Source organism: Chitinophaga sp. 05T412, from assembly GCF_056396465.1.
Genome location: NZ_JBFTLN010000007.1, coordinates 120,873 through 142,212, shown reverse-complemented (window position 1 = coordinate 142,212; position 21,340 = coordinate 120,873). Strand labels below are relative to the sequence as shown.

The 21,340-nt window shown below is 47.7% G+C and carries 3 protein-coding genes; 2 read left to right on the top strand and 1 reads right to left on the bottom strand.

Annotation, left to right across the window (positions count from 1 at the left end; all coding sequences use genetic code 11):
- Positions 1–6: 6 nt before the first annotated feature.
- Entirely contained in the window at positions 7–1,287 is a 1,281-nt protein-coding gene (locus tag AC1DFM_RS16960; protein WP_477077924.1) for a hypothetical protein, read from the bottom strand.
- Between the two features lie 411 nt (positions 1,288–1,698).
- On the opposite strand from AC1DFM_RS16960, the gene AC1DFM_RS16955 reads away from it, so the two are divergent.
- Both AC1DFM_RS16955 and AC1DFM_RS16950 read left to right on the top strand, forming a co-directional pair.
- Entirely contained in the window at positions 1,699–1,878 is a 180-nt protein-coding gene (locus AC1DFM_RS16955) for a hypothetical protein (protein ID WP_477077923.1), read from the top strand.
- An 843-nt stretch (positions 1,879–2,721) separates the two neighbouring features.
- Positions 2,722–21,177: a non-ribosomal peptide synthase/polyketide synthase gene (locus tag AC1DFM_RS16950; protein ID WP_477077922.1), complete on the top strand. Its 18,456-nt coding sequence runs from the start codon at positions 2,722–2,724 to the stop codon at positions 21,175–21,177.
- Positions 21,178–21,340 lie beyond the last annotated feature (163 nt).

The following is a 21,340-nucleotide window of genomic DNA, read 5'->3' as shown; positions in this document are numbered from 1 at the left end:
TTATGATCAAAAAGTATAGCCCGTTCTTAGTTTTATAGGATCTGTTCTTGGTATATGCTGATTATATAAAAAATCAAACAGCAAAATGATATTGCCTTTCATCTTGCCATTGATCTTATATTTTTTACTGATCCCAATCAACCCGCTCTGTGTCCACTGTTGGCCAACTCCGTCTGGTAGCGCTATATACCTGGGTTGATAGTTTTGTTCATAACCGCCATTAATAAAGAAGGTGTTTTTTAACTTCCAGTCGATGAAGGAACGTATACCAATCCCCTGGTTGGAGAAATGAATATTATCAAAGCCGGTGCCCATGCCGAGCTTGTAGGAGAGCCCCAACCCGGTGCTGCCGTTTTTGTGGAACTTATAAGCCACCTGTCCTGCAAGGTCTCCGGTGGTAGGGAAAAATTTATTGCTGCGCTGGAACTGGATGTTGCTGCCAAACTCCAGCCGTTGCAGAAAGCGTTTTGTTTTCATTTCGTTAGGTTTAAAGTTGGGCATATCCGCAGCGTTGTCCAGATCTGGAAATTTACGCTTCAACTCATCCATCTTGCTGCGGGCTTCTGACATTTGCTGGCTTACTGCTGCACCAGCATTAGGGCCGGTACCAATGCGTTGCTGTATAAGTTGTTCTACGTCATTCCGTGTTTGTAACCCTTCCAGGCTTTGAGCAGCAGCAGCGCCTTGTATATTAAGTAAGCTGGCCAGCTGAGAATGTCGCTGCATAAAATTATTAAAGGCAGGAATTTTCTGCAGCAGCTCCATCGCTTTCTGCTCTGCTTTCTTCTTATCTTTAAATACTTCTTTATATTCTTTCAGTTGCTGAGCATAGTAATAAGCTTCCTTGTTCATTTTCTGCAGATCTTTAGCGAAGCCAGTGTATTGTTTTAGCTGTTCATTTAATAACAGTTTCCGTTCACGCATATATGCCTTAATCTCTTCCGCCTGCTGCAACTTATCCCTCAATTTCTCTACCGATTGAAGCGAGCCATTTAATTTATCAGTAACCCCTTTTGACTGATTCAATAAATTCCTGGATTGTTTTAAGAATACAAGCGAATTTTGAAGACTATCCAGGTAGGGACTACCAGCCATTAAAGGTTTGGATAGGTTACCCAGCTTACCTTGTATGCGGGACTTCATACTGCCCAAAGCGTCAATGGAAGCGGAGAACAGCTGTTGCGCCTTGAAGGAATCAATACACGCCAATTTATTTTTCAGTCTTCCTTCTTCTTTCGTAAAACGAAGCAGCGCCTTATCCGTTTTTTGGGTGATTTGTTTCTCCAACTTATCTGATTTTTTTTTAACCTGTGAGAGATATTTATCCGGGATTTTTCTGGTTGTAACAGCAGTGCTATCTTGTGCATGGACGGTAGCTAACAGTAGAAGGTGCAAGGATACAGCAAGGTAAAAATGCTTCATACGGATGTAATGTCTTCCAGGTTATAGAGAAAATGAAAACCGATCGATGGCTATTATTTCGTAATTCAGAGTTATGTCCCGGCTAATTGTCTGTTTTCTGGTTATGCTGATTAGTTATGCTATTCTTAGGAAGTCTGAGCGAATTCGCAATTGGGGAATCAGGGATTATAATAAAAAGCAATACTAATTACTAAATGGAAATATCGTGGGTCTTCTTTCAATAAGACCGCTACTAAAGTATGTACAATTTCCCTTCCTGCTGTTAATTAATTGTAAATGCGTATAAATACGGGCATTAATGCGTATAAATACACGAACACTGCCATGAAAGCTCGGGAATGCCTGATTTTTGGGCGCGGCTCAATATGTCCTGCACTATTCGATGAGAATGACCTTTGCTGCTATCTCGCACAACTTCGTCTTGGTATGCTGATTGTGGATACCACCAATAATTAACTCCATTTCTTCTTTGTTATACTGTACATAAGGATAAGGAACCCTGTTCAATGGACTCGCCTTGCTTGTTTCTTTCTGCCCTTCTTTCATCCTGACAATACTACTGTAATAGCTATTTTAGGGCCCAGACAAATTACGCCGAAATCTCTTTCCGGAAACCCGAAATTTTTTGTTCAGAAATGAATTTTATTTACCTTCATGCCGCGATTTTAGAGGTAGACTAAATGCTTGTTAGTGCCAATTTCGAAACCCGATTAAAACAGTATTTCAGATTACGGAGCCTTGTTTAGAAACCCTTGGCTTATGAGAAACTTTACCATGTTAACATGATTTTTTAACAATAACTTATTGTCAGTTGATGTAAGAATTCATGTATGTTGTTAATAATGAAAATATCAGGTTAGCCGGGATCTTTGGTGTATTGCAGATGCAATAAAAGGATCTTCATACCATGATTTTATGATATCATACACCAGATACCAGACACAATGTGTAATGGCATACATTTTCATGCTTATAATCGGCTGATGGATGATTAAATATCAAGTGAAAAATTTCCTATTATAAAATACCCTTCAAACATGAACTCAAAATTGCTATCCAGGACTTGTTTATTATACCCGTCGGCCTGAGGGGACCAGCAGTACAACTATTACCATATCAATAGCAATATTCATTGAGTATGTAATACGATCACCTGCACAGACATTCTGATACCTTTAACCTGTTTCCAGCTCCTGTAGCCCGTTGGACAAGGATTGTCATTGTTTGTTGTAACAGAAAATGACAGCATATTCAGGTACATGCCTGATTTATTTTTCATCAATTAATGACCGTTAGACCATGCCACTCCATGTAACACCTATTCATCCTGCGCAGCGGGATATCCTGATGGATTTGTTGATCAATGCCGAAAACTCGACCTATAATGTCGGAGGCGTAACCAGACTCACCGGGCCTCTTCATAAAGAAAAATTTATAGCCGCCGCCGAAACGTTGCCAGCAGTATTTGATGTATTTCGGATGAGGTTCGATCTCAGCGACCAGGTGCCACAAGCCTACCTGGATGATACCTTCACAACACAGGAAATCGTATGTATGGATTTCAGCGGTCTGCAACCGGATGCCGTTGAAGAATGGATACGGGAACGTCTTGAAATACCCTTCCTCCTTCATAAAGAAAATGCGCTCTGCGAACAATATCTCCTGTCCATCGCGCCGGATGAACACCTATATTTCTGTAAATATCATCACCTGATTATTGATGGATATGGGCTGGCCGCAAGTTATCAGTATGTGGCCCGTAAATACCGCTCCTTACTGCAAGGAACGGACCTGGATTGGTCGCCTGTTTCCTATGTGGCGGCGGCCGGCAATGCCCTCACCTATCAACAATCGCCAGCATACCAGGAAGACGCTGCCTACTGGAAAAAGATGATTGATAAAAAGCCAGCTCAGTTATTGGAACGCAGGTACCAGCACCTGGATGCCAATCCACGTCAATGCCGGACGTTCCTCCTGGAATTTACGGCTGTCGAAAAAGCTGCGTTGGAAGACTTGCAACAAGCTACCCAGGCAAATCTGCTCCGACTGACGCTGGCGGCGCTCACCATTTACTTCGCAAAAACTACCGAACATACGGCGTTGGTATTCGGTACACCAGTGCATCGCAGAAAGGATAGAGAATTACAGCAGATCGCTGGTATGTTTTCCGGTATCACGCCATTCCAGGGTGTTTATCAACCAGATGATACGGTATCTACTTTGTTGGAAAATATTGGAGTTGCCAGGAAAAATGACAACCAGCATCAACATTACCAGATGGCTGATCTGAGCCGTTCCCTGAAACTCAACGGCACAACAGAACAACTGGTGGATATCATTGTTAACCACGCAAACCTCAATCTAAACCTGGACTTCGGAGAAGGTATACAGGCTGTTACACAGGACCTGACAAGTGAGATTACCCGTTACCCGCTGGAACTGCTCTGGCGCGACTATGGAGAAGGACAGCCGCTGCAGTTGAAAGCAGATTACTACCCGTCGTACTTCACGGAAACGGATATACGTTTATTGGTGAAGCGCCTGTTGTATATCATACAGCAATTCAATGGCGGAGGGCAACATAAACTGGATGAGATCAATATGCTGCCAGATGAAGAACAAACGCTGCTGGCAGCCTTTAATAACAACCATATAGATGTTGTACCTTATCCTTATATCCATGCGCTCATTGAAGAGCAAGTGAGGATTCAGCCAACAGCGGAAGCACTGGTGTTTGAAAATCAACAACTCACTTACCAGCAGTTGGATGAAAAGGCCAACCAGCTGGCGCATTACCTGCGTGAAAAAGGCGTGCGGGAAGATACATTCGTCCCGGTATGCATGGAGCGCTCTGCAGAAATGATCATTGGTATATTGGCGGTGCTGAAAGCCGGCGGTGCCTATGTGCCGGTCGATCCTGCCTATCCGCAACACAGGATCTCCTTCATGCTGCAAGATACCCAGGCGGCAGTACTGGTCACCAATATGGCTGGCAGCCTGCCCCTGGACCAGTATACCACCGCAGAAATTATTGATGTCCGCCAACTGGCGAACATACTACCGCAGTATCCCGTAACGCCGGTAGAAACGGCCTTACAACCCCAACATCCCGCCTACGTGATTTATACGTCCGGTTCTACGGGCAACCCGAAGGGCGTAACCATTGCTCATCAAAACCTGGTTGCTTCCACGCTGGCGAGAAAAACTTACTATGGTGGTACGGGTACCGCATTGCTGGTTCCCTCTTTCTCATTCGATTCTTCGGTGGCTGTTATCTTCGGTACGTTGTGTACCGGCGGCAGCCTGATTGTATGCCGGGAAGAGACTTTGAAAGATGGGGAGATCGTAAAAAAACTACTTTCCCGTACTGATATGATCCTGTGTGTGCCTTCCTATTACCGGTTTCTCCTGGAAGAAGGACTGTTACAAGATACGACCTTGTCTACCGTTATCCTGGCAGGGGAGGCACTGGAGGTATCACTGGCCCAACGTCACTTTAGAGAAGTGCCGAAAGCGACGCTGTATAACGAATACGGACCTACGGAATGTACAGTATGGTCATCAGTGGCACAAATACAACCTGCAGACAAACTGATAACGATCGGAAAGCCGGTGGCGAATATGCAGATACATATTCTGGATGCGCAGCAACGGGTCCTGCCAGTAGGAGTAACCGGGGAGTTATATGTAAGTGGCCCGCAAGTGGCCAATGGTTACCTGCACCTGCCTGAAATGACCGCAGAAAAATTTATTACCAACCCTGCGGGTAACCGGCTGTATAAAACCGGCGATACCGGCCGCTGGCTGCCAGATGGTAATATCGAATACCTGGGCCGTATAGATGACCAGGTAAAGATTCGCGGCTACCGTATTGAATTGGGTGAAATCGGCCATGCACTGCAGGAATGCAAAGGCGTTAAGCAAGCAGTAGTGGTGGCATGGACAGATGAACGCAACAACAAGCGTCTCGTGGGGTATGTTACCACAAGCGCCGATTACAATAAGATGGCTGTATTGAACCGGTTGAAAGAAAAACTACCGGAATATATGGTGCCGTCCGTACTCGTGGAACTGGCACAGCTGCCTTTGTCTGTCAACGGCAAGGTGGATAAAAAGGCGCTGCCAGCCCCGGAAGCAAGGGATTTGCAACTACAGGAATATGTAGCGCCGCGCAATGAGACGGAACAACAGTTGGCAGCTATCTGGCAGGAACTGCTGGGATTACAACAGGTAGGGATATACGATAACTTTATAGAGCTGGGTGGCGACTCCATTCTATCCATGCAAGTAGTGAGCCGCGCCAGGAGACTGGGATATGAACTGAAAGCAAAAGACCTGTTCAAATACCAGACAGTAGCCGCGCTGGCGCAGCTGTTGTCCGTGAAATATGTGGTGAGCCCCACTGGAGAACAAGGGCAGCTGACAGGTAAATGCGGTTTACTGCCCATTCAACATTGGTACTTCGAACAAGAAGGCAACGGCCAACCGGCATTGTTTACACAACAGTTAGTGCTGGAAACAGAAAAGCAACTGTCACCGGTATTGCTGGAAGCTGCACTCCGTAAGCTGGTGCTATACCATGATGCGCTCCGTTTTGCCTATCAAAAGGATGTTGACGGATGGCAACAATGCTACGGTACAGCGGAGGTTACATTACATATCGCGGATATGCGCAGGAAACAAAAAAACTGGCAGCAACATATCCCCATTTGTATAGAGGAAAGCCAGGCGCGCCTGGACATTCACAATGGTGTGATATTGCAGGCTACCTTGGTCCAAACACCCACAGCTGAGGCCAACAACCGGCTGTTGCTCGTAGTACATCACCTGGCCATCGACGGCGTATCCTGGCGTATCCTGCTGGAAGATCTCAACCGCTTGCTGGAACAACCTAGTTTGACAGCAGATGCGGTATTGGGCGATAAAGGCAGCTCCTACCGCCAGTGGCATGATGCCCTGACAGCTTATGCGCAAAATAGCCATTGCCACCGGCAACAACGTTATTGGGAGACGGTGGTGGCAAAACGTACGCCATTACATACTGATCTGCCACATACCGGCGATATAACAGTATCGGATATACGTAAAGAAACGGTGCGCCTCAATGCAGCGGCTACCCGCCGTCTGCTACAGGAAGTGCCTGCGACCTACCGGACAGAAATTAATGATATCCTGCTGGCCGCGCTGGCTATGACCCTGACGGCCTGGAATAAAGGTGCTGGTGTGCTGGTAGGCCTGGAAGGACACGGTAGAGAAGAGATCGCACCTGAAATAGCCGTTAACCGCACCATCGGTTGGTTTACCAGCCAATATCCGGTATGGCTGGAAGCCGCTGCTGACACATCTATGGGCCTCCTGATCAGGAATATAAAAGAACAATTACGCCAGGTACCGGATAAAGGTATCGGCTACGGCATCAGCAAATATATTGGCAGACAAACAGCCCTGCAAGGCGCAGTACCCTGGGAAGTAGGCTTTAACTATCTCGGTCAGGGAGATAACATGCCTGCGGGACATGGAGCCATTAAAACCTCGCTGTCTTCACTGGACGCCGGAGGATCGCCACAACGTATTGTTCCCGAAAAACTGGCTGTCAACAGCATGATCCGTGACGGCGAACTCGTCATAGAGTGGAGCTACAGTCAACTGCACTTCAACGCAGCCACCATAGCAGGTATCGCAGCAGACTATCGTCATCACCTGGAGACACTCATCACACACTGTGCAGACCGCAGCCAGCAGGCAGCAGTCGCATCGCCTTCCGACTATGGGCTGGGCGGCGTGATGACCAATGATGAACTGGACCACTTCCTCGATGCCACAGTAGCAGGCGTTTCCAGAAGATCCCAGGTAGCCGGACTATACCGGCTCACCGGATTACAGGAAGGTATGTTGTTCCATGGACTATATGATGAAAAGGGAAGCGCTTACATCGAACACTTTGGATGTGAACTCCCCAATTTGCAAGTAGCAGCCTTTCAAAAAAGTTGGGAACACCTGATACAACATCATACTGTTTTCCGCAGTGCCTTCTATGCAAAGATTTGCAGTATCCCGGTGCAATGCGTATACCAGAACATTGCGTTGCCTTTCACAGTACTGGACTACCGGCACATGACGGAAACAGCACAGCAGGAAGCACTGAATGCCTGGATGATCGCGGACCGCCAGATGGGGCTGGACTTTGAAAAAGCTCCCCTGATGCGTATCACATTGTTCCAACTGCAAGACGATAAATACCGCATGCAATGGACTTATCATCATCTGCTGATAGATGGTTGGTCATTGCCGGTATTACTCGGGGAATTGGTGGAAACCTATGAGGCCATCCTGACCAATAATTCCCTGCCATCACTGAAGACAGATGAATTCGGAGATTACATCCGTTTCCTGGCAGACAGAGATCTGTCGGCAGAAGAGGTTTACTGGCGTGGTTATCTGAAAGAGGCAACCGAAGGATGTTTGTTACCCTTTGTAACTACCACCACCTCCCGCACAAAAGGAGAAGGGCGCTTTCAGGAAACACTGCTGCGCCTGGATACGGTAGCCCGTCAGCAATTGGAAAGGTTTACACAACAACAACGTATTACCCTCAACACCCTGGTGCAAGGCGTGTGGGCGTACCTGTTATCCCGTTATACCGGAAAGCCTGCCGCCATGTTTGGCGTGACAGTTGCCGGCAGACCAGATGAACTACCCGGTGTAGATAAAAAAATTGGGTTGTACATCAATACGCTGCCATTGTATACCACGGTGGCAAATGAACAAACAATAGCCGGCTGGCTGGAGGAGATACAGGCTACGCAACTGCAAAGCCGTGAACACCAGTATGCTGCGTTGAATGATATTCAGCACTGGACGGGTATCCGGGAAGAGTTGTTTGACAGTCTCCTGGTTTTTGAAAACTATCCGGCGAATCCTGCCTTGCAATCTTCTGACTGGAAATTGCAGCTCCTGAATTTTCAGGTGCAAGAGCAAGCTAACTATCCACTGACGATACGCGTGATGATGGCAGAAGGCCTTGAAATTGGCCTGATATACAATGAAACGGTACTCGATGGCGCTTATATCCAGATGATAGCGGCCCATTTTGAACAGGTATTATTACAAATAGCTACCCAGCCTGTAAATACCATCGCGGACATTACCTTGTTGACAGCGGCTGAGAAAACGCAACTGTTGCATACATTCAATCAGACTGCAACACCTTATCCCGTGGATAAGAGCATAATTGCGCTTTTTGAAGACCAGGCGGCTCAAACGCCGGATGCCATCGCAGTTGTATACGATACAACGTCGTTTACCTATAAAGAGCTGGATGAAGCTGCTAATCGTCTTGCACACCAATTGCAGGGTAAAGGATTAAGTGCAGGCGCGTATGTGCCTGTATGTATGAAACGCTGCGCCGGCCTGATGGTGGCGGTATTGGGGATTCTGAAAGCTGGCGGCGCCTATGTTCCGGTAAATCCTGAGTATCCTGCAGAACGGATATTGCAATTACTGAGCAATTGCGATAGCCCGTTGGTAATATGTGAAAGGGAATGGAAGGATGCCTTACAAATTGTTGTTGACAAGGAATTACTTTATATAGATGATAACCCAGACCTGCTGCAATATCCTGTTCATGCGTTGGCAGAACAACCTACACCAGCAGCAGTGGCATATGTCATGTATACCTCTGGTTCCACCGGTAAGCCTAAAGGCGTCGCTGTTACTCATAAGAATGTGGTGAGCCTGGTGAAGTCGCAGGAGTATATTACACTGACAAAAGAAGATGTCATCCTCTCTGCCGGCTCCCTTTCCTTTGATGCAACAACTTTTGAATATTGGGGTGCCCTGTTGAACGGCGGCTGTGTGGTGTTAAGTACAGAGAGCAGTTTGCTGGACATAGAATTACTAAAGCAGGAACTTTATCAGCGCCGCGTCACCAAAATGTTTTTTACTACCAGCTGGTTCAACCAGTTGATAGATACGGATATGACGGTATTCGCCGGGTTACAGGAGGTGCTGACAGGAGGTGAGAAAATGTCGGAAAAGCATGCGGATAAATTCAGACGTGTATATCCGCATATCGCGCTGACTAACATATATGGCCCTACGGAGAATACCACTTTCTCACTTTATTACCGCATCCATGAAGCGACGGTCAGTGGCAACGTACCTATTGGCCGTCCATTGAAAAACAGGACAGCGTATATCCTGGATAGTGCAGGACATCCGGTTCCGGTTGGGGTAACAGGAGAACTGTATGTAGGAGGCGATGGTGTAGCAAAAGGATACCTGGACCCGGAACTGACCGCCACCCGGTTTATGCCGAATCCTTTCACCGATGACCCGGCTGCAGGCATTTACCGTACCGGTGATCTGGCCCGCTGGATGCCTGATGGTAACATCGTTTACATGGGGCGTATCGATGAGCAGGTGAAGATCCGCGGATTCCGTATCGAACCCGGTGAAACAGCGAGAGTGCTGGAAGGTTGCCCGGGAGTTAAACAGGCAGTAGTAACCGTTTGGACAGATAAACAAAAAAACCGGTACCTGACCGGTTATGTGGTGCCGGAAAATAACTTTGATAAAGAAGCCATATTGGATTATCTGAAAGAAAGATTACCGGATTATATGACACCGTCTTTCCTGATAGCCCTGGAAGCAATGCCACTTACCGTCAATGGAAAAGTGGATAAAAAGGCGTTGCCGGCGCCAGACGATGCAGCCCTCTCAAATGCTGTGTATATGGCTCCCCGTAATGAACAGGAAAGCAAGCTGACAGTCATCTGGCAACAGTTGCTGGGCCGGGAGCGTATTGGCATACATGATCATTTCTTTGAGTTAGGCGGGCATTCCCTCCTGGCTATGCGTCTGCAATCTGCTATCAGAAAACAGTTGCAGGCAGAGGTGCCGGTAAAGGCGATCTTCAGTAATCCCACAATAGCAGGCCTGGCTGTCTATCTAATTCAACAGAGGGGGCCTGTGCAGCAAGGCATTACGGCGGAGGCATATACCAGCCCGCAGCCATTATCCTTTGCCCAGGAAAGACTTTGGTTTATCGACCGGCTGACCGGTAGTATACAATATCATATACCAGTGGTATTCCGCCTGACAGGAACCGTCAACAAACAGGCGCTGGAGATGGCCATCCGTGAAATGGTCAACCGTCACGCCGTTTTACGTACTATCATCACCGTTATTGACGAACTGCCACATCAGCAGGTAATGGACAAGGATGGATGGGAATTGGAAATGGTAAGTCGGCATGATCTCCATAAGGATATTACCGCTTTACATGTTTATGTGAAATCCCTGATTGATGCGCCGTTTAATTTGTCTGCCGACCACATGTTACGTGGACAGCTGATCGGGTTGACAGAACAGGAGTACATCTTTGCCCTGACGCTGCATCACATTGCTGGCGATGGCTGGTCTGTCAGCATCTTTATCAGAGAATTGATGGAGATGTATGCGGCATTCGATCACCAACAATTACCCGTTTTACCACCACTGGATATCCAATATACAGATTACTCCCGCTGGCAACGTACTTATATGTCAGCGGCAGTGCTGGAACAGCAACAAGCCTATTGGAGCCGTCAGTTGGCTGATGTGGCAACGTTACAGCTGCCACTTGACTATACCCGTCCGACTGTATTTTCGAACCGTGGCGCCATTATACCGTTCCATATAGATGATACCCTGCAACAGCAGTTACAGACATTATCGCAGCAGGAGGGGACTACTTTGTTCATGACATTGCTGGCAGCATTTAATGTGTTGTTATACCGCTACAGTGGTCAGGAAGATATCACGGTGGGCAGTCCTGTTTCTGGCCGTACCCGGCAGGAAACTGAAAGCCTGATCGGATGTTTTGTGAATACCCTGGCATTACGTACGCAGCTGCATGATAACCCAACCTTTGCTACCCTGCTCCAACAGGTGAAAAATACAACCCTGGATGCCTATGAGCATCAGGATATACCATTTGAAAAAGTAGTGGAGGCCGTTGTGAAAGAGCGTGATCTGAGCTATAGCCCATTGTTCCAGGTAATCTTCACGTTACAGAACATGCCGGTGGCAGCTGATCTTACATTAGGCACAGCGCATTTGCAACCGGAAAAGATCGCTTATACCACTGCCCAGGTAGACCTTAATTTCACTTTAGAAGAGACAGCAACAGGATTGTCAGGCAGCGTGGAATATTGTACGGATCTGTTCCGGGAAGAGACGATCCTGCAGATGATCACGCATTTTAAACAACTGTTAGCAGCAATCGTTATCAACCCGTTCACGGAAGTAGGCTTTTTGCCGATGCTGCTGCCAGCGGAAGAAACACAGTTGCTGGAAGTCTTTAATCAGACAGATACCAACTATCCGGCTGATAAAAGTATCACGGACCTCTTTGCCGCGCAAGTAGCCCTGACACCGGATGCAACAGCCCTGGTATTTGCTGGTGAGGAGATCACCTACCAAGTGCTGGATACTGCTTCCTCCCAACTGGCGCAATACCTTGTGGTGGCAGGACTAAAGCCTGGGATGCGTGTTCCCATTTGTATGGAGCGTTCAGATAAACTGATCACCGCGATCCTGGCGATATTAAAGGCAGGAGGCGCTTATGTGCCGATCGATTCCCATTATCCGGCAGAACGCATCAGTTATATGTTAGGCGAAAGTAATAGTACGCTGCTGCTCACCACAACGATGCAGCTGATAGCGTTGGAGCAGGCAGGTACCAACATGCAGTGCATCTGCCTGGATCAGGCAATAGTAACGCCGATGTCAGTACCATTGCCAGTGGCGCTTCCACAAGACCTGGCTTATGTAATTTATACTTCCGGTTCTACTGGCACGCCAAAAGGGGTGATGGTAAGTCATCAGAATGTAGTGAGCCTGGTGAAAGGGGTGGACTATGTCTCCTTCAGCGCGACGGATCGTTTACTATCTACTGGTGCACCTTCTTTCGATGCCGCCACATTTGAGTACTGGGGGATGTTGCTCAATGGAGGCTGCCTCATTCTTTGCCCGGAACAACAGTTGCTGGACAATGAGGTATTGAAGCGTGAAATTAGTACGCAGCAGGTCAATATGATGTGGTTTACCACCAGTTGGTTCAATCAGTTGATCGATACTGACATCAGCATTTTTGAAACCTTATCAGTTGTACTGACTGGTGGAGAGAAATTATCGGAAGAACATCTCAGTAAATTAAAACAACGATATCCTGCGCTCACCACTATTAACGCTTACGGCCCAACGGAGAATACGACTTTCTCTACGACCTGCACAGTCGCGTCGGATGTTGTGAAGGTACTGACACCAATAGGCCGTCCCCTGAGTAACCGGAAAGTATATATTTTGGATAGCCGCCGTCAGCTGGTGCCTGTTGGTGTTACGGGCGAAATTTATGTAGGAGGGGCTGGTCTTGCCTTAGGTTACCTGAATTTACCTGAGCTGACAGCAGAACGATTCATCTCCCATCAGTTTCGTAATAACAGCATTGAAAAACTATATAAAACCGGGGACCTGGGATGTTGGCAGGCCGATGGTAACGTGCTTTGCCTGGGCCGTACAGATGACCAGGTGAAGATCCGGGGTTATCGTATTGAACCAGGTGAAACGGAAAGGGTACTGCAACAATGTGAATGGGTGGAACAGGTGGTGGTGATAGCGCGTACAAATGAACAGGGCAGTAAATATCTTGCTGGTTATATTGTGCCGGCAGGAACCTTTGAAAAAGAAAAAATACAAACCTACCTCAAACAGTTGTTGCCAGATTATATGGTGCCCGCTGTCTTGCTGCCATTGGAAAAGCTTCCGCTGACGAGCAATGGTAAGGTAAATAAACGCGCATTACCTGAACCTGATCAATCCCTGATGCCCACAGCAGCGTATATGCCTCCGCGTAATGCCACGGAGCTGGCGTTGACAGGTATCTGGCAGCAATTACTGAAAGTATCACGGGTAGGCATATACGATAACTTCTTTGAACTGGGCGGACATTCCCTGTTGGTAACGCGTGTTGTATCTGCGATACGCCGGGAGCTGGAAGTAGAGATCCCCATACGCGATCTCTTCACTTATCCGGTGGTGGCCGCACTGGCGGACCATATCCGCCATCAGCAACGGGGCACTGTGCTGCCAGCCGTTACTGTATCTCCACGGGAAGGAAAGCTGCCGCTTTCTTCTGCGCAGGAAAGGTTGTGGTTTATAGACCATATGGAAGGTAGTGTGGCTTATCATATGCCGCTGGTATTAAAACTGGATGGCGATCTGGATGTAATGGCCCTTGAAAGCGCCTTCAAAACAGTGGTAGACAGGCATGAAGCACTACGTACTGTTTTCCTGGAAGAAGACGGAGTGGTAAGTCAGCATATCCTGCCTGCCGATGAATGGCAGCTGCAAGTGATGGATAGAACCATGGAAGCTGACCGGAAGAAGATATTGGAAGAGATTACGGATTGTTATAATGAGCCATTTAATCTGGCGGTGGATTATATGTTGCGGGTACACCTGGTACAACTGGCTCCCCGTGAGTATTTCCTCGTTGTAGTGCAACACCATATTGCATCAGACGGGTGGTCCGTGTCAATATTGCTCAAAGAATTAATTGGGCTGTATGAGGCTGCGCACAGACATCAGTCGCACCAGTTGGAGCCACTACAGGTGCAATATGCAGATTATGCGTTGTGGCACCGGCATCACCTGCAAGGCGCGCTGCTCGATCAGCAATTGTCTTACTGGAAAGCGAAACTGGAAGATACAACTACGCTGCAATTGCCCACAGATTTCCCGCGGCCTGTCACACAAAGCACCCGCGGAAATACTTTGCATTATGAGGTGGATAGTACCCTGACAGCCGGATTAAATCAGCTGTCCAGACAGCAGGGGGCTACGCTGTTTATGACGATGCTGGCCGCTTTCAAAGTGTTACTCTACCGCTACAGCGGACAAGAAGATATCTGTGTGGGTAGCCCTATTGCCAATCGTACCCAGCAAACCATAGAACCGCTTATTGGTTTCTTTGTTAATACCATTGCACTGCGCAGTAACCTGGCTGGTAATCCGGACTTCCTCTCCCTACTCAAACAGGTAAAGACTACTTTACTGGAGGCATATCAATACCAGGATGCCCCGTTTGAGAAAATAGTGGAGGCAGTGGTGAGCGACCGTGATATAAGCCGTACACCGCTGTTCCAGGTGATGTTTATCTTACAAAATCTGCCGGAAATTCCAGATCTGCAATTGGATGATGTGCAGGTAACGATACAGCAGGTGCCTAACATCACCGCCAAATTCGATTTGACAGTGGATGTTACGACTACTGATACTGGTCTGCGTTTCCGTGTAGAATACTGCAGTGATCTTTTTGAGGCGGCTACCATCGCAAGGATGATGGAGCATTATCTGATCCTTCTGGCAGCGATTGTGGAAACACCTTCCCGGAAGATAGGTACAATGCCGATGCTTACGGCCGCGGAAGAAAAACAGTTATTGAAGACTTTTAACGATACAGCATGTATATATCCTGCCGGTATGGCGGTGATAGACCTGTTCGAAGCACAGGTCCAAAAGACGCCGGATGCAATTGCAGTTGTTTTCGAAACAGAACAGTATACTTACCGGCAGCTGAATGAAAGCGCTAATCAACTGGCCCATTATCTCCGGGAGAAAGGGGTGGTGGAGAATACACTGATACCTGTTTGCATGTCGCGCTCACTGGGGATGATCACCGCCATTGTAGGTATCCTAAAGGCCGGCGCCACTTATGTACCGGTAGATCCTGCTTATCCGGAGGTGCGTATCCGTTATATCCTCTCTGATACAGCGTTTACTTTGATGATTACGGATGCGCACAGCCAGGGGGTACTACCCGCAGGCATTGCATCGGCGCGTATCCTGACGTTGTCAGCGGATGCGGGGGCAGACGTGTTGTCGGGGCAACCAGTTACAAACCCCAGCCGGTATACTTCTCCGGACAAACTGACTTATCTCATTTATACATCCGGTTCTACCGGACAGCCGAAGGGAGTGGAGATGCCTGACAAGGCTTTGTTTAACCTGCTTTGCTGGCAGCAACAAGAGATCGATACCCGGACGCCTAAACGCATACTACAGTTTGCCAGTATTAATTTTGATGTGAGCTTCCAGGAAATATTCTTCACGCTCAGTTTTGGCGGTAGCCTTCACCTCGTGGATGAACAACGGAGGAAAGACATGGCTATCCTGATGGAGCAGATCAATACAGAAAAGATCAATTGCCTCTTCTTACCTTATGTAGTGTTGAAAAACCTGGTGGAATACGCACAAGAAAGTGGTATCTATCCGCAATACTTACAGGAAGTGATTACAGCGGGTGAACAGCTGAAATTGAGCAATGACCTCCGGTTATTTCTGGAAAAAGGTGACACACGCCTGTATAACCAGTACGGGCCTACGGAGGCACATGTGGTGAGCGCCTATACAATACAGCCTGAAGATTATACCCAACGGGTATTGCCGCCTATTGGCAAACCGATTGCCAACACCCGGTTATATATTTTGGATGCCAACGGCCATCCCTGCCCGGTTGGGGTACCAGGAGAATTGTTTATTGGTGGTGTACAGGTAGCCAAAGGATACCTGCATCTGCCGGAATTAACAGCCGAACGCTTTATTGCCGATCCGTTTGATGTAACCGGAGAGGGTCGTTTATACAAAACCGGAGATGTTTGCTGTTGGTTGCCGGATGGTAACATCAATTACCTGGCGCGTAAAGATGACCAGGTGAAGATTCGCGGGAACCGTGTGGAAATAGGCGAGGTAGAAAGCGTACTTGGTCAATGTGAGCTGGTGGCGCAATGTGTGGTACTGGTAAAGAATGACCAATATGGTAATAAGCGGCTGGTAGCTTATGTGGTGCCACAACAGCGCTTCGGGAAAGACGAGCTGCGTACCTGGATGCAGTCGAGGCTACCGGATTATATGATCCCCTCTCTTTTCATCACTTTACCAGAACTGCCATTGACAAATAATGGTAAGATCAATAAACGCGCATTGCCCGAAGCAGACATGAGTGCGCTTGGCGGTGCTGCGTATGTGACGCCACGCAACCTGACGGAACAACAGCTGGCAGATATCTGGCGTGTTTTATTGCAGGTGGAAAAAGTAGGTATTCACGACAATTTCTTTGAGCTGGGAGGCCATTCCTTATTGGCCATGCGCTTGCAATCTGCCCTGCGTAAACACATGGAAGTGGAAGTAGCCGTGAAATCCATATTTGCGAATCCTACCATAGCGCGATTGGCCGGGTTTATCCGCCAGAACGGTAAGGGCTGGCTGCTGCCGGCAGTAACACCGCAGCAACGGCCGGAATTGATTCCGCTGTCGTATAGTCAGGAGCGGTTATGGTTCATTGATCAGATGGAAGGCAGTGTACAATACCATATGCCAGTAGTATTGCGTATGGAAGGTACACTTGATAAAGGAGCGTTGGCAAATGCGTTCCAGGACCTGGTGATCCGCCACGAAGTATTGCGGTCTGTCATTGTGCAGATGGACGGACATTCTGGTCAGCAGATATTGCCAGCGCAGCAATGGCAGCTGCAACAAATCGATCTGTGCGGCCACCAACAGGCAATAGCGGAGTATCGTACCCTTGTGCATACGTTGATAAGAAAACCTTTTGATCTCACAAAAGAACATATGATACGGGTGCACCTGATCGCGCTCGATGCTGCTACACATATCCTGGTGATGAACATGCACCATATTGCCTCCGATGGTTGGTCTATCAGTATCCTGTTCAGGGAATTAATTACCCTTTACAATGGTTATACTACCGGAGAAAAGGTGAAGTTGCCGGCGCTCGAAATACAATATGCAGACTATGCCATCTGGCAACGAAAGTATATGTCGGATGAGGTATTGGCAGCACAACTGTTGTACTGGAAAGAAAATCTGAAAGATGTACCCGCGCTGCAGCTGCCAACAGATAAAGTCAGACCGGCAATTAAAGGTAAAGATGGCGCTGTAGAATACCTGCAATTCGACCGGGAGCTGACGGATCAGCTACTGGCCCTGTCGCAACAGGAAGGCGTAACGCTTTTCATGACATTGCTGGCAGCCCTCCATGTGTTATTGTACCGTTACAGTGGGCAGGATGACATCTGCATCGGTAGCCCTATTTCCGGCCGTACACGCCAGGAGGTGGAAGGACTCGCGGGATTCTTTATCAATACTCTGGCCCTGCGCGGCAATCTCGCCGGTAATCCCGCATTCCTTTCCTTGCTGCAACAGGTAAAACAGACTACGCTAAGTGCTTATGAATACCAGGAGGTACCTTTTGAAAAGATAGTGGACGCAGTGGTGACGGAGCGCGATATGAGCCGCAGTCCATTATTCCAGGTGATGTTGGTTTTACAGAACACGCCGGATATTCCGGAGCTGACGCTGGGAACGGTGCAGTTGTTGGAAGAGCCGCTGGATCATATTAATGCTGTATTTGACCTTAACTTTTGTCTGAAGGAAACAGAAGAAGGACTTTCCCTGATCATTCAATACAGTACGGACCTGTTTTACGGTGACACAGTGAGAAGGATGGGTAAACATTTTGAACAGTTGCTGCGTTCCATTACCCTTCAACCTGCCACACACATATGTGCGTTACCGTTATTGGATGAAGCGGAAGAACAACAGTTGCTGGAAGACTTTAACAGCAAGGTATTGGCGGTGCCGCAGGGTATTTCTTTGCCGGGCTTATTCTCAGCCAGAGCAGCAGCAACTCCTGATGCAGTGGCATTAATGTTTGAGGATATTACGTTGACTTATAAAGAACTGGATGAACGCTCCAACCAGTTAGCGCACTACCTGCGCGATAGAGGCGTTGGCCGGGATACCCTGGTGCCTTTATGCATTGAACGCTCGCCAGAGATGATCATCAGCATATATGCGATTATGAAAGCAGGCGGTGCCTATGTGCCTATTGACCCGGAATATCCGGCAGACAGGATACAATATATCCTCGCGGATACCGCTGCGGATATAATGGTTAGCATGCCTTCTGTCAGCGACAGGCTGGGGACCGCAGTAGATGGTATAGCATTGGTGATGGCTACAGACGCAGACTTATTCGCCAGTTATCCGCTAACAGCGCTGCCAGATGGCCCTGCTGCCAATGATCTGGCCTATGTGATCTTTACTTCCGGTTCTACCGGCAAGCCCAAAGGCGTATTGGTCGAACATAGTGGCGTGGTGAACCTGGTGTATGATCAGTGGGAGTCGTTACAGATAGAAACAGGAAGTCGCGTGCTGCAGTTTGCCTCTATCGGCTTTGATGCCTCCTGTATGGAAATATTTAGCGCCCTGTCGCATGGCGGCTTATTAGTGCTGCCGCGTAAAGAAGATTTGCTGTCTTCTGCCGGATTTGCTACGCTGATCAATAAGCGGAAAGTAGAGGTATTATTTTTACCGCCTTCTTATTTGCATAGCATGAAAGAAATGCTAGGCAGGATGAAAACCATTATATCCTGTGGAGAGCCATTAAACAGGGAGGATGGAAGATTCTTGCAAGCCAAGGGCGTGAGACTGATTAACGCTTACGGCCCTACGGAAAATAGTATCTGCACCACTTTATCCATTGATCCAATCCGGGAAGACGGCGTAGTGGTCATCGGAAAACCGGTGGCTAACATGCAGCTGTATATCGTGGATGCCCACGGCGGATTGTGCCCGGTGGGTGTAGCGGGAGAGATTTGTGTGAGTGGCGCTGGCCTGGCCCGTGGTTATCTTAACCGTCCGGAACTTACCAAAGAAAAGTTTGTCATCAATTCTTTTACCGGAGATGGAGAGAACCGGATGTACCGAACTGGTGATCTGGGCCGCTGGCTTTCAGATGGAAATATTGAATACATGGGGCGGATCGATGAACAAGTGAAAATACGCGGATACAGGATTGAATTGGGCGAAATAGAAAACGTGCTGCAAGAGTGTGAGCTGGTGAATGAAGCAGTAGTGGTCGTGAAAGGCGGAGAGCACGATAATAAACTGCTTGTGGCTTATGTGATACCGCAACATGCGTTCAATAAAGAGGGTATCGTCGCATATCTGAAGAGCAAACTTCCAGACTTTATGGTACCGCCGGTGATAATTCCGATGGAGTCATTCCCGCTGACGCCAAATGGTAAGATTGACCGGAAAGGACTGCCATCGCCGGCATCCTTGATGCTCAACGATCAGCAGCAGGATGCAAGTCCTGCTAACGAAATTGAAGAGCAACTGCTGGAAATCTGGAAAGAGGTACTGAACTTACCACGGTTAAGCATACACGACAATTTCTTTACAGCTGGTGGTAACTCTATCACAGCGATCCGGTTGATTGCCAAGATGAAGGTCGATTTCCAGGTTTCTATTAATGACCTTTTCCAACATCCTACTATAGCCGGTATCTCTAAATATGTGATTTATGAAAAGAACCACTTTAAAAATAAACTGGCGGCATTGATGTCCAGGTTTAATCCGGCACAGGTAGATCAGGAAGCAATGCAGGCGCAGGCAGCACACATGCAGGCGGTGTTGGCAGAACAGCAACGGCCATATCTGGAAGAAGTGAAAGCATGGCAACAGCTGGATGTCAGCAGTACTACTACCTATCAGCAGATCCTATTGTTGGGGGCAACCGGTTATCTGGGTATTCACTTGCTCTATGACCTGCTTCAGCGAAACGACACGCCGGTATGCGTATTGGTGCGGGCAGAAAGTGATGAAGCGGCTTTCAGCCGGTTATCGGAAAAGTATGCCTTTTACTTTGGTACGCCATTGCCTAAAGATCAGGCGAAGCTGCGGGTATGGAAAGGAGATATCGCTTTACCACAGATGGGAATGGACGCGACCGTGTTTGAGACCCTGATGGCCGAAACGGATTGTATCCTGAATACGGCCGCCAACGTAAAACACTATGGTAGTTATAGTGACTTTGAAACCGTGAATACCCGCTCTGTACAGACAATACTGGATTATTGCAAAACAGGAAGGAAGAAGATAATCCATCATATCTCTACTACCAGTGTCGCTGGTGTGGCAGAAAAGGGTAGCACCGACTACCTGTATACCGAAACCGATTTGTTCAAAGGACAGGAAGTACCTAACTTCTATGCGAAGAGTAAGCTGGAGGCGGAACGTTTGCTGGATGCAGCCAGAGAGGAAGGTGTCGGGGTGAATATCTACCGCGTAGGCCACTTGTCGTTTCATTCTGCTACCGGTAAGTTCCAGGAGAATATTGACAATAATGCTTTCTATAACCAGATCAAAGGGTTTATTTCCTTCCATGTGATGCCGGAAGAATTCAGTGAGCTGGAATTGTCTAATATTGACCAGGTGTCCGCTGCGATACTGCAGATTTTTGACAAACCAGCGTTGCTGAATAGGAACTATCATATCCGTAATCCGCATCTGCTCTCTGCTGCCGAGTTTGTGGCCTATCTGAACAGTTATGGATACGATATGGCTTTGACGAATGTATATACTTATTTAGAGAGGATGTTGCAATCATACGATACCCAAAAAGACCTGATAGACCGGTTGTTCCTACAGGCAGATCTGTTTGGCGACGATAAGCAGCATATGGGGCATCCCTACCAGGTATGTTATGAGGCAACGAATGCCATCCTGAAAAAAATGAAATTCAGATGGGCATACCTTGACGAAGAAAAAGTGCACCTGATGATTAAGTATGCGGTGGAAGTGGGTTTCTTTGAGCCTGCCCGGAAAAAAGCTATTTCCTTAAAATAAGACTGATCCTTTCGGTATTAAGGTTCATGGAAAATTTGTAAACCCCGTGCGAAGCGCGGGGTTTGTTTTGCTCCCCCAAATTAGTTTTTTAATAGCATTCAGGGTTGTTATGCTGATTTTCCACTTTCAATTTGCGGGATTCATATTTTGCCATAACTTTAAT